An 11,962-nucleotide genomic window follows, 5' to 3' on the forward strand; every position below is an offset into this window, starting at 1 on the left:
CAATCACTGGGTAGAGCGCATGCTTTCGTCGCGCAGTTCACGGACGCCCTGTTCGGCGTCTTCAACGGCTTTCTGGGCTTTCGCTGCCATCGCTTTGCGTTCGGCAAGGCGAGCATCCCATTCAGCCTGTTCGGCCAGCTTCCGCGCTTCGTCGTACTTCTTGTCGTTCATGGCCATCTCGGCCTGCTTCCACTTGTCCTGCGCAGACTTCATCTCTACGGCCGCATACTGCGTGGCATCGGCGCTGACTGCGCGGTTCACGGCACTTTCGGTCAGTGCAAACTGTTCAGTCGGCGGATTGCCGGCACAGCCTGCAATCAGAAAGGCACTACCGATTGCCAGCGTCGTGAGTTTCAAGTTCCTTAGCACTGCGCCCGACCCGGGATGAATCATCGCTTTCATGGTGCGTTCTCCAGTTCTATCGAAAACCTGCCGGCATCTTCGACGCTTGTCATCGAGAAGTCTCGAAGTGACCAAGTGTTCTTGCCAGCTCTTTTTTGTGACCGAGACGGCAATTCAAAGGTTCAATTGTTTCAGGATCAATCTGACTACATGGTCAGATTCTATTGTTTACCCTCAAACGCTTTGCTGACTCTGAAGGCGATGCAGATGCTTGCGGGCGAGTTCAAGGAAGCGTGGGGTAGTGCCCACGTCCTGATATATCGGATCGCCAAGTTCATCCGTTGCCTGAATCATCTCGCCTTTAACGTACGGGAAGCTGGCCTCGAGTTCTTCAAGCGCGGCTCTTATAAGCTCCGATAGCAACTCTTCTTGAGTTCTCTTTGGATACATCTCCGCGAGTGCAGCGAGACGCGCGGCCGACTCGATATCCAGATGGACACCGTAAGCGCGCTCTGTAAGTTGCCCCTTGGCGGTTTGCTCCCAGTGTTCGGTAAGCTCGCGTAACTTCATTCGTACTACTCCTGCATGGTGTTTCGCAGTGCCAAGCGTCAACGCTTCAGGCACAACGACTATGCATACCGACCGACGTTTAGCTGCGCGAATTCCGTTTCGCTGTCTTTCTCGGTTTGTCACGACCAGGCGCGACGCATTGTCGCAGCCGGATGCGCGGCGCGAGCGGCAGCGCAGGGTTTTAGCAAGATCGGGTGGTGAGCGCCGGATGGTGCGACTTTAGGCGGCTTGTGCCCCCTAGGTGCGCTGTGTATCTTGATCAGCCGTTTGTCGCTTGGCGCCTGCATCTACGCGCACGGCGGCGGTGGGACCGATGAGAAGATTGGCCCAAACAGCTTGCTACGAGGCGAATCCCAAGTGGTAACAATAATGTGAGGAGCACAGAGATGCGCGTGATTCTGTTGGGGGCCCCAGGCGCGGGCAAAGGCACACAGGCGGGCTTCATCACTCGCAAATTCGGCATTCCGCAGATCTCGACCGGCGATATGTTGCGTGCCGCAGTCAAGGCAGGCACTCCGCTTGGCTTGAAGGTCAAGGATGTGATGGACAGCGGTGGCCTGGTTTCCGATGACATCATCATCGACCTGATCAAGGAGCGTATCACCCAGCCAGACTGCGCAACCGGTTTCCTGTTCGACGGTTTCCCGCGCACGATTCCGCAGGCTGAAGCGCTACGGGACGCAGGCGTCGGTATCGACCACGTCGTTGAGATCGCCGTCGAAGACGAAGAAATCGTCAGCCGTATCGGTGGCCGTCGCGTACATCCGGCCTCCGGCCGCGTTTACCACGTCGTCCATCAGCCGCCCAAGGTGGAAGGCAAGGACGATGAGACCGGGGAGGACCTGGTTCAGCGTGCCGACGACCACGAGGACACCGTCCGTCACCGCCTCTCCGTCTACCACTCCCAGACGCAACCGCTCGTTGCGTTCTACCGAGACATGGCAGCAAGTCATGGCACGCCGAAATATTCTCGTATTGAAGGCGTGGGCAGCGTAGAAGACATCACCGCAAAGGTCATCGCAGCATTGGACTGATGCCTCGTTGGGCTTTGCGAACGGCCCGCTTGCGGGCCGTTTTGCGTTGTATGGCAGTGGCAAAAATGGGCATAACCCGCTTTAATGCCGGCCCATTCATCCAAACCGCCTGTACCCATGACTGTCCTGCTGGCACTCGATACCGCTACTGAAGCCTGTTCCGTTGCATTGAAGAAGGGCGACCACGTCCTGAGCCGTTACGACGTCATCCCGCGAATGCACGCGCAGCGCTTGTTGCCAATGGTCCAGGAGCTATTGAGTGAGGCCGGACTGGTGGCGGCGGACATCGACGCCATCGCGTTCGGCCGCGGCCCCGGCGCCTTTACTGGCGTACGGATCGCGATCGGTATCGTCCAGGGATTAGCGTACGCACTTGATCGCCCTGTAGTGCCGATTTCGGATTTGGCGCTCATTGCGCAGCGTGCCTACCGGGAGAATGCGTGCGAACGGGTGGCCGTGGCCATCGATGCCCGCATGGATGAGGTCTATTGGGGCTGCTATGCAAACGTCGCCGGTGAAATGCAGTTGCAGGGAGCCGAAGCCGTACTGCCACCCGAACGTGTTGAGCTACCACGCGATTTTGCAGGCGCCTGGCACGGTGGAGGGACGGGCTGGGGGTATGGTGCACGCATTCCGCTCACGCCCGCCTCGGTGTTTCCAGACTTGCTTCCCCATGCGGAAGATCTCATTACCCTTGCGTCCTTTGCCCTAGCTCGCGGGGAAACGGTCAGCGCCGAGGCGGCGCAACCCATTTACCTGCGTGACAACGTCGCTACACCCAAAAAAACCTGAGTGCCGTTCGTGCCCTCGGCGGAACGCCGGCGCCAGGGGAATGATCGATAGGGTATTGCCGGAAAGCACCGCCATCTGTCAAACGACAGGCGTGACGGATTGCTAACGCCGGATCGACTCATTAGAGTGGCGCGACACTCCGAAGGGCTCATCGATGCGCATCGACGGTTACATCTCTTCCTACCCGCTGGACCGACCCGCTCGTACGAGCGCGGCTGGTGCTGCGTATCGAGAAGTGAGCCCGGTCGATGAAATCCAGAAGCGTTTGCCAGCTGAGGATGACCGAAAGGCTGAAGACGCCTTCACCTATGCCGAGGTCGAGGCATCCAGCGAAGCTGGAAATGTCCGCGCCGAGCATCTTCCGGCTCGCTATACCGACATTGCCGACCGTTACCAGCAGCCGCTGTCGGCCCGTGCTGCCCAGGCGCTGGCCAGCTACGGCAGCACGGCGAACATTATCCGCTACGACGATTCAGCCTCTCAGATCGTAGGCCTTGATCTATACGCATGACGCCCTCTGACAGATGAGATCGGAACGGCCTTGATCGATTTTCCCTATGTCATCGGCTGCCCCTCCTGGAACGAGCCTGGCTGGAGGGATCTGCTAGCGGGCGACCCGTCTGATGACCTGCTCTGTCGATACTGCGCAACCTTCAACGGGGTCGAAGGCAACACCACGTTCCACGCACGCCCCAGCCTCAGCACGGTCATGCGTTGGGCAGAGCGCATGCCGGCTACTTTCCGCTTCTGTGCGAAGTTCAACCGGGATATCAGCCACAACGGGGACCTGCGCGATCGCTTCGAAGAGACCCAGTCTTTTCTGGATTTGCTACGACCATTAGGCCAGCGGCTCAACCCATTATGGCTTCAACTGCCTGCCACTTTCGGACCGAACCGCCTTGCCGAACTGGAGGCATGGCTGGACGCGTTCGATCATCTGACCCTGGCCGTGGAAGTGCGGCATCTTGATTTCTATAGCAAAGGCGAGCCCGAGCGAGCGCTCAACCGCCTGTTGCGGGGGCGAGGTGTGGAGCGCATAGGCTTCGACACCCGGGCGGTGTTCCAAAGTCCTCTGACCGACGCGTATGTACGAGAGGCCCAGTCCCGCAAACCCCGGTTACCAGTCAGGGCTCCCGCGTTCACCAATGAGCCGCAGGTGCGTTTCGTGGGCAGCGGCGACCTTCTGTTCAATGACACCTTCCTCTCGCCATGGGTGACTAAAGTCGCCGACTGGATATGTGAAGGGCGGATGCCACATGTTTACTTGCATGCTCCGGATAACCGCCAGGCGGCGGCGCAGGCGTTTCGCTTTCATGAGCAACTGCAGGCCTTGGTTCCTGGATTGCCCGACCTTCCAACCCCAGTACCGCAGGCCGAACAACTCGGCCTGCTTTGAGCATCACGCGCGCTCGACACTTTGCCTCGGCTAGTGCGGTCTATCATGAAGGACGCTGAGGGGCCGTGAATGGGGCGTTTGATAGCCGTATTGTTGTTGATGATAATCGTGGGCGCCCCGTACGCGGTGTACCGTCAATGGCTTAGTGTGCCTCCCGAGTGGAACCCCTGGGCGCCGCTGGACATCAAGGCGGTGCCCAACCTGCTTACACCCCTGAAGGTTTGGCGTCTGCAAGACGACAGGGCGCTGTGTGATCAGGCCCTGGGCAGCTCTGACCTCAAATATTCGGGCGTGAAGGACAGTACCCCATCCCCAGGGTGTCCCATCGAGAACGCGGTGCGCATCACCGGTTCGGGCGTCTCGTTCAGCAGTAGCTTCGTTGCTACCTGTCCGTTGGCGACTGCATACGCGATGTTCGAGACCCATGATTTGCAAGCCATAGCGCAGTCAGTCTATGGGCAGCGTGTGGCGCGCATCGACCATTTTGGGAGCTTTTCCTGTCGCAACATCGCTAACAGTGCCCGGCGTAGCCAACATGCGACTGCCAACGCATTCGATATCGCAGGCTTCAGGCTCGAAAATGGCAAACGAATCACGCTCGCGCGAGACTGGAATGGCTCGGCAGATGATGCACGCTTTCTGCGTGAAGTGAAGCGCGCTGCGTGCAAGCGCTTCAATACCGTCCTTGGACCAGACTATAACCGCGCGCACCACGACCATTTCCACTTGGATATGGGACCGTACCGCATCTGTCGTTAAGGCAGCGATACCGCGCCAGATCGATCAGGCGATTCCGAGCAGGGCCAGGCGGTTACGGTGTTCGAACCAGGCATCCTCGGGTGGGGTTTCATCGAGGTACGGGGCGTTGAAGAGTTCTGGCATCGAGCTGATGAAGGAAGCGGCATCCCGTGGCTCGGAGCGTTCAATGGTGGTGACCGTAAAATCAAGCGGTACTGTGACCGGCAACTGGATGGGTGCGACGCTGCCGGTCTGCGGCTGTGCAAGCGTATCCGCCGTGGGGAGCGCCGAAGAGGGCGCAGTGGTCGCGGGACGAAGTTGCGCAAGTAGGTGCTCGAAGTCGAAGTAAGCCCGGACGCCGATATTTTCCGCCGGGCGCCCACGCTCGCCGTGGCTGACCACGGGTAAAGCGTTGGGTTGTTTGACGATTTCGACCATGGCTCTCGGTTCGCTCTGGCACAATGCCGTTCTTCCTTATCGGCCCACGAAGCGTCAGGTTTAGGGCTGCGCGAGGCAAACCAAAACCCCTTCGCAGCGGCCGTGAATTTGCAGTGAGGAGCAGATGACCGATTCGTTTAACCAACCAGCTCCCATCATTCGTGTGGAAAGCCTGTCGCCCATACGGAATGACGCCGCTTCGGCGCTTGCGCATCAGCTCGGATTTCCGACGGCGGGCGAGGCCTCATATGCGCTCCAGTTAACCGATACAGGCTTGCAGCTTGCCGACCTATCGCCCGGCGCCCCAGGTGCGATCCGCGTCGACTTCATCGAAGGGGCGGCCGCGCACCGTCGCCAATATGGGGGTGGCAGTGGGCAAATGATCGCCAAGGCAATCGGTATTCAGCCCGGTGTTCGCCCTCGGGTGCTGGACGCCACGGCAGGATTCGGCCGTGATGCGTTCGTACTTGCCTGCCTGGGATGCGACGTTATCCTGTGTGAACGGCATCCGGTTATTGCGGCGCTGCTGGCAGATGGGCTCGCCCGTGCACGACAGGACTTGGGCGTCGCGACTATCGTCGCCCACATGCGCTTGATCGAAGGGGACGCAATTGCACGGATGAGCCGTTGGGAGGAGGAGCCTCCGCAGGTCATCCACCTTGACCCGATGTTCCCTCATCGGGAAAAGAGTGCCCTGGTCAAGAAGGAAATGCGGCTGTTCCGCCCGCTGGTGGGGGATGATTCGGATGCGCCTGCCTTGCTCGAGGCAGCGCTGGAATTGGCCAGCCACCGGGTAGTCGTCAAGCGCCCGCGCAAGGCACCCTGCGTCGAAGGGCACAAACCGGGTTATAGCCTCGATGGCAAGTCGAGTCGTTATGACATCTATCCCAAGAAGCGCCTGGGCAGCTAGTGGCTCGCCCAGGTAAAACGCAGTTCAGCGGTTATCGCGTTGGGGTATCGGGCTTGGGCTTTGCAGGAGAGACGACGGCTTCCAGATCCTCAGAACGATCCAGTGCAACCTGCTGAATCGAGAGACGCAAGTCCGCCGGCAATACGCGCTTGGCAACGCCTTCAGCCAATTCGGAAAGCATCTCGTGGAAGCCGAGTTTTCCGCCTTCGTCCTTGAACAGGACGTTTTCATCAAGCAAGGTCTGGATGAAATGCCTGAACAGGGTCTTGTCGAAAAACTCGGGCGCGTTCAGGCCATGAAGGATGGAAACGCGTTGCGCCATCACGGTCGACAGGTATTCCAGCTCCTCCGCTGACAGGGCATGTTGGCCGGCATTGAGCAGCAGTGACGTCGCCATGTAGAAACGCTGGAGCGTCTGTACGATCGAGCGTGCCAACAGGCTTAGCTGTGCAAATTGGCGCGAACTCGGCGCCGGTCGCACGTAGACATCATTCTCCTGTTTGAGCAGGCCCTGCTCCACAAATGCCGCAAGCCACCGGTCCATGACCGTATCCAGTGCCTCGGGCTCATAGCGGATGAACAGCTCGGATTGCAGATAGGGATAGAGCGCTTGGCTGAATCGCAGGATCTGCTCGCGGCTCATCCGTCCACTCGAAAGGAAGAAGCTCGCAAGCAGCGCCGGCAGGGCGAATACATGCATGACGTTGTTACGGTAATACGTCATGAGCACGGCGTTTTGCTCGTCCAGGTAGAAGATGCACCCAAGTGCGTCCTTTTGTTCCGCAACGAGTCCGATTTGTGTCACATAGCGGATGAGACTCGCTCCGTCCCCGTCAGGGAGCGTGGTGTGTTCCGAGTAAGGCACCTTGCGTAGGAGTGCGAGATGAAGGTCCAGCGTTCGCGTCAACGTCTGTTCGTCGAGCGCCTGGCGGTGGCTGGACAGCAGCGCGACCGCGACAAGGTTGACGGGATTGATCGCCGCTGCCTCATTGAGGCGCCGAGCGATGGTCTCGGCCAGTCGATCGGTGGTACCGCTAAGCCAGTCAGGCCTGAATGCCGGCGCATGCTCTTCCTGGCGCCAGCCCGGTTGGTGCTGATCGAGGAACTGGGTCAGCCGAATGGGCTCGCCGAAGTTGACCCATACGCTTCCGAAGTTCTGCTTCAGCGCACCGAGCACTTTGAACAGGTCAAATATCGATTCTTTCTTCTTCGCCTTGCCCCGAAGCTCACCCAGATACGTTCGCCCCTCCAGCACGCGTTCGTAGCCGATATAGACCGGTACGAAAATGATCGGCGTGCGCGATGAGCGCAAGTAGCTGCGCAGGGTGATGGACAACATGCCAGTGCGTGGCTGCAACGTTCGACCGGTACGCGAGCGCCCGCCTTCAACGAAGTACTCGACCGGGAAGCCCCGGCTGAAGAGGGTATGCATGTACTCGTTGAACACGGCCGTGTAGAGCGGATTGCCCTTGAACGTGCGGCGCATGAAGAAGGCGCCGCCACGCCGTAGCAGGCTGCCGACCACCGGCATGTTTAGGTTGACCCCTGCGGCGACATGCGGCGGTGTCAGGCCCTGACGGAAAAGCACGGAGGACAGTAACAGGTAATCGATGTGGCTTCGGTGGCATGGCACATAGATAACCTCGTGGCCATGCGTGGCATCCTGAGTTCGCTCGAGGTTATGCACCTTGATGCCATCATAAATCTTGTTCCAGAACCAATAGAGGATTAGCTCGAAGAAGCGAACCACCGTGTAGGTGTAGTCGGATGCGATCTCATTGCCGTAGGCGAGCGCTTGGCGCTCGGCCTTTTCGACCGAAACCCGCTCTTGCGCTGCGTGGTCGGCAATAGCCTGGCGCACCTGCGCGGCACGGACCAGCCCCTTGACCACATTGCGGCGGTGCGAAATGTCCGGGCCGATCACGGCGGACTTGAGGTTACGGAAGTGTACCCTGAGGATGCGATGCGCCAACCGTTGCGTTCGCTGCTGGCCCTTGCCTTGCTCAACAAGGTCCCGTACATGAATCGGCGCGGAAAACTGCACCCGCGTCTTGCGGCCGAGCACCATGATCCTGACCAACTTTCGTAACCTGCCCGTTACGGCCCAGCTGTCCGCAAAGAGAAGCTTCCATGGGCTCGTTTCCCGGTCGGGCGACTGCCCCCAGAACACGCTGACCGGAATGATCTGTATGTCATCGACGACGTGCTGGCCGACGGCGTGGGTCAGCCGCAGCAGAAACGCAGGAGCCTTGCGTCTAGGGTTCTCGCCGAACCAGCCCGGGCCTGTCGTCAAGGGAAAGAATGCCGCTCGCTCCTGTTGATCACCGATCATGACGGGGAGGACAGGACGGGGCAAACCTAGCCGCATGCATTCATGATCGATGACAGCAAGGTCACTGGCCGAGCGCTCCTCAAGCACATAAAAGACAGGCTTGGCGCGGTCGAGCTTCAGGTTGACGGAAGGTTGGTTGATTGTTTCGGAGCGGACCCAGAAATAGAGCAACCGCCGAAGGCAGGCAAACGCAAGACGGTGTAGGGGAGAGCGGGTCATGGAGTCGATACGATTCGGGCCCTGGGGGCCGGGATGGAATTGTGCCGCAAACCCGAGACGCCAGCAAAAGTGACGTTGGCTCAGCTTCACATGGCTGCGTGTGCCTTAGGCGTTCGACTGTTGCGACGCTGGCCTGTTCGTCATGTCCGACGTTTTGCTGAATGTTTAGGTTCACAAGGGGCTGGCGGAATGAGCGGAATAGGTTCGCGCCCATAAATTCTTGCCAAATCAGGGACCTCCGTCGTGTTTCTAAAATGGCTCGGAAGCCACGCACCACGCGGCTTGGAAGGCTTTTCAAAAATCACTTTTCAGCGCTGTCGCTTTGTTTATACTGCCCGAGCGGTCGATTCGGGATTCGTTGTCTTACCGGTCCAGGCCATGCTGCAGACGGAACTGTGATATCGGGTAAAGGAAGCCCACGTGCCGTGGAGGCCCCCACCAATAATAAATGGGGGGCAATCAACAACAGAGTTGGAGATGTGGTAATGGCAGATCGTGAGTTCGGAACCGTCAAGTGGTTCAATGACGCCAAGGGATATGGGTTCATTCAACGTGACAGCGGTCCGGACGTGTTCGTGCACTACCGTGCCATCCGGGGTGAAGGCCATCGCTCTCTTGTTGAAGGCCAGAAGGTCGAGTTTTCCGTGATCCAGGGCCAAAAGGGCTTGCAGGCGGAAGACGTCGCCAAGGCGTGATTCCAGAGGAAAAAGCCCGTCGATAGGCGGGCTTTTTCATTTCCGAGCCGTCAGTCCGTCTTCCAGACGATTTCGCTCTCGCCTTCCTTGTCGACCCTTATCCAGCGGTCGTTCTCTTCGCTTTCCGATTCTTCCCAGCCGCCGGGTGCGCAACGAATCTGCACGCCCAGGGCATTGGACGCTGCCCGGGCGCAAGCCAGGTCTGTTTCCCACGGAAGCTCGGCACCTTCGATATAAAGGCTGTGCCAGCGACCAACCGCCTTGGGGAAGAATGTCACGCGCAGCGATCCTGCTGCACATTTGAATGTCTGTCCTGCGGCTTGCCAATCACTGCATGGCCCAAGCGCCTGGGCCAACCATTCGCTGACGGCATCGCGTTCAACGTCCTTGAGGTAGATTTCGATATCAGGCTGGCGCATGTTCAGGCTCGCGTTTTGGTTATCCAGTCGTAGCGCACGGCTACGGTGACCTCAAGCGGCTCGGAAACCACCCGGCTACGTTTCTCTGCGCTGGCCCGCCACCCGTGGGGTGTCATTGCCAGGAGATCAGCGCGGCTGGTCTCGTCCGTCAATTCGAGGGTGAAGGTGAGGGACTCACTATGAGCGAGTTCCATGCCGTCGGGAATCAGGCCCAGGTGCTTGGTATCGTCATAGGGACGGACTTCATCGTAGAGGCGTTCGCGCAGCTCAATCAGGTGCGACTCCAGGGGGCCGACACGCAGCAGCCCTCCATCAATCGCGAGAATCCGTCGCGTTTCCGACCAGTCGAGCGGGCTGAAAATGCTGGTAGCCATGCCGCAGCTTGCATTGGCAAGTGGAATGCGAGCCATACTGGCAACAAACCAGGTTGTTGCAGGCGAGCGTCGGCACGCAATGCGCACCGCGTCCCTGGAAATATCCAGGGCGTAGCCGGTATGCCCGGCGAGGCGATCAGAAACAGCGCCGGTGTAATAGCCTTCCCCACAGCCAATATCGACCCAGACGTCTGGGTTGAAGCGATGAGCCAGATCGGCCAGCCGCCCGGCGATCGGCTCGTAGTGCCCAGCTTGCAGGAAGCGGCGACGCGCTTCGACCATCGCAGCGTTGTCACCCGGCGCCCGGCTGTTCTTGTGTTGTACGGGCAGCAGGTTCAGATAGCCCTGTCGAGCCCGATCGAAGCGGTGGCCGGCATCGCATGCGACGCCATTGCCAGCGTCATGTAGCGCAGCCTGGCAAATAGGACAAATGAGCATCGTAGTTACGCCAACAGCCGGACGAGCGTCTGATAGTAGATATCCGTCAGCAGGTCCAGGTCGCTCGCCAGAATGCGTTCATCTACCTGATGAATCGTTGCGTTGACCGGCCCAAGCTCCACAACCTGAGTGCCCAGCGTCGCAATAAAGCGACCATCGGAAGTACCGCCGCTCGTGCTAGGCATGGTCGTCCTGCCGGTCACATCAGCGATGCTGGCAGACACGGCGTCCAGTAGCGCGCCCGGCTCGGTAAGGAAGGGCAGGCCCGAAAGGCTCCAGTCGATCGAGTAGTCGAGCCCATGGCGGTCCAGGATTTCGCAGGTGCGGGCCTGAAGCTGCTCCACCGTCGATTCCGTAGAGAAGCGGAAATTGAAGAGTGCCTTGAGTGTCCCGGGCACTACGTTGGTTGCGCCGGTGCCCGAATTCAGATTTGAGATCTGGAAGCTCGTCGGCGGAAAAAAGTCGTTACCCGCATCCCAGTGCTCCGCAGCGAGTTCCGCCAGTGCTGGCGCCGCCAGATGGATAGGGTTCTTAGCCAAATGGGGATAGGCGACATGACCCTGGATGCCCCGTACGGTGAGCGTGCCGCCCAGCGAGCCGCGTCGCCCATTCTTTACGACGTCGCCGAGCAATGTCGTGCTCGATGGCTCGCCGACAATGCACCAGTCCAGGCGCTGCTTGCGTTCAGCCAGGCGCTGCACCACGGCGCGTGTTCCATGATCTGCCGGGCCTTCTTCGTCACTGGTAATCAAAAACGCGATCGTGCCCTTGTGGTTCGGGTGGTCGGTAGTGAAGCGCTCTACGGCCACCACCATTGCAGCCAGGCTGCCCTTCATGTCCGCGGCGCCGCGCCCGCATAGCATGCCGTTTTCGTCGATCAATGCTTCGTAGGGGCCGTGCTGCCATTCGACCACGGGGCCAGTCGGAACGACGTCGGTATGGCCCGCAAAGCATAGGACTGGACCCTCATTGCCGTGGGTCGCCCAGAAGTTGTCCACGTCTTCGATCCGCATGGGTTCCAGCTTAAACCCGGCGTCGCCGAGTCGACGCATCATCAGCTCCTGGCAGCCCTCGTCCAAAGGCGTGACAGAGGGTCGACGGATCAGGTCGCAGGCGAGTTCGAGGGTAGGCGAGAGCGGACTCATGGGAGCTCCAAACAACGGTCGTGAAAATGGCGGCCATCTTAAAGCAAAACGGCCGCTCACGCGGCGCGGGCTGCGGTGCTTCGGCCATATCCCTATAATCGGCCTTCGATGTGGAGGCAC

General features: G+C 59.5%; 14 protein-coding genes. 7 read left to right on the top strand and 7 right to left on the bottom strand.

Going from position 1 to position 11,962, the window contains the following annotated elements; translation table 11 throughout:
- Positions 1–3: 3 nt before the first annotated feature.
- Both ACY8D3_RS04810 and ACY8D3_RS04815 read right to left on the bottom strand, forming a co-directional pair.
- Positions 4–402, bottom strand: coding sequence for a DUF4398 domain-containing protein (locus tag ACY8D3_RS04810; protein WP_462382091.1), 399 nt, complete (start codon positions 400–402; stop codon positions 4–6).
- Positions 403–576: 174 nt separating this feature from the next.
- Positions 577–912 carry a pilin assembly protein gene (locus ACY8D3_RS04815; RefSeq protein ID WP_462382093.1) on the bottom strand — a complete coding sequence of 112 codons (336 nt, stop codon included), beginning with the start codon at positions 910–912 and terminating at the stop codon, positions 577–579.
- A 386-nt stretch (positions 913–1,298) separates the two neighbouring features.
- On the opposite strand from ACY8D3_RS04815, the gene adk reads away from it, so the two are divergent.
- From adk to ACY8D3_RS04840, 5 genes are all read left to right on the top strand, one after another.
- Entirely contained in the window at positions 1,299–1,946 is a 648-nt protein-coding gene (gene adk / locus ACY8D3_RS04820; RefSeq protein ID WP_462382095.1) for an adenylate kinase, read from the top strand.
- A gap of 117 nt (positions 1,947–2,063) precedes the next feature.
- A complete protein-coding gene (tsaB, locus tag ACY8D3_RS04825) occupies positions 2,064–2,738 on the top strand; it encodes a tRNA (adenosine(37)-N6)-threonylcarbamoyltransferase complex dimerization subunit type 1 TsaB (RefSeq protein WP_462382097.1) in 675 nt (224 codons plus the stop codon).
- A 154-nt stretch (positions 2,739–2,892) separates the two neighbouring features.
- Positions 2,893–3,249, top strand: a complete 357-nt coding sequence (locus tag ACY8D3_RS04830; protein ID WP_462382099.1) for a hypothetical protein — start codon at positions 2,893–2,895, stop codon at positions 3,247–3,249.
- Positions 3,250–3,279: 30 nt separating this feature from the next.
- Positions 3,280–4,134 (top strand): DUF72 domain-containing protein, encoded by an 855-nt coding sequence (locus tag ACY8D3_RS04835; RefSeq protein WP_462382101.1) that lies wholly within the window; start codon positions 3,280–3,282, stop codon positions 4,132–4,134.
- Between the two features lie 99 nt (positions 4,135–4,233).
- Positions 4,234–4,893 (top strand): extensin-like domain-containing protein, encoded by a 660-nt coding sequence (locus ACY8D3_RS04840; protein ID WP_462384247.1) that lies wholly within the window; start codon positions 4,234–4,236, stop codon positions 4,891–4,893.
- A gap of 24 nt (positions 4,894–4,917) precedes the next feature.
- Here the strand turns inward: ACY8D3_RS04840 and ACY8D3_RS04845 are convergent, their stop codons facing one another.
- On the bottom strand, positions 4,918–5,310 hold the full coding sequence (locus tag ACY8D3_RS04845; protein ID WP_462382103.1) for a hypothetical protein: 393 nt from the start codon (positions 5,308–5,310) through the stop codon (positions 4,918–4,920).
- 124 nt (positions 5,311–5,434) lie between these two features.
- On the opposite strand from ACY8D3_RS04845, the gene ACY8D3_RS04850 reads away from it, so the two are divergent.
- Positions 5,435–6,220, top strand: a complete 786-nt coding sequence (locus ACY8D3_RS04850; RefSeq protein WP_462382105.1) for a class I SAM-dependent methyltransferase — start codon at positions 5,435–5,437, stop codon at positions 6,218–6,220.
- 31 nt (positions 6,221–6,251) lie between these two features.
- On the opposite strand, the gene plsB is transcribed toward ACY8D3_RS04850, so the two are convergent.
- Positions 6,252–8,771, bottom strand: a complete 2,520-nt coding sequence (gene plsB / locus ACY8D3_RS04855) for a glycerol-3-phosphate 1-O-acyltransferase PlsB (protein WP_462382107.1) — start codon at positions 8,769–8,771, stop codon at positions 6,252–6,254.
- Between the two features lie 485 nt (positions 8,772–9,256).
- Between plsB and ACY8D3_RS04860 the strand changes: the two genes are divergently transcribed.
- Entirely contained in the window at positions 9,257–9,466 is a 210-nt protein-coding gene (locus ACY8D3_RS04860) for a cold-shock protein (protein WP_462382109.1), read from the top strand.
- A gap of 50 nt (positions 9,467–9,516) precedes the next feature.
- Here ACY8D3_RS04860 and ACY8D3_RS04865 read toward each other — a convergent pair whose 3' ends face one another.
- Genes ACY8D3_RS04865 through dapE form a run of 3 tightly spaced genes read right to left on the bottom strand, consistent with a single transcriptional unit; the run spans position 9,517 to position 11,842 of the window.
- The gene (locus ACY8D3_RS04865; protein WP_462382111.1) at positions 9,517–9,885 is read right to left on the bottom strand and encodes a hypothetical protein; all 369 of its coding nucleotides are present in this window, start codon (positions 9,883–9,885) and stop codon (positions 9,517–9,519) included.
- 2 nt (positions 9,886–9,887) lie between these two features.
- On the bottom strand, positions 9,888–10,697 hold the full coding sequence (locus tag ACY8D3_RS04870) for a putative RNA methyltransferase (protein WP_462382113.1): 810 nt from the start codon (positions 10,695–10,697) through the stop codon (positions 9,888–9,890).
- A gap of 5 nt (positions 10,698–10,702) precedes the next feature.
- Positions 10,703–11,842: a succinyl-diaminopimelate desuccinylase gene (dapE, locus tag ACY8D3_RS04875; protein ID WP_462382114.1), complete on the bottom strand. Its 1,140-nt coding sequence runs from the start codon at positions 11,840–11,842 to the stop codon at positions 10,703–10,705.
- Positions 11,843–11,962 lie beyond the last annotated feature (120 nt).

The organism is Pseudomonas sp. Marseille-QA0892 (assembly GCF_054950135.1).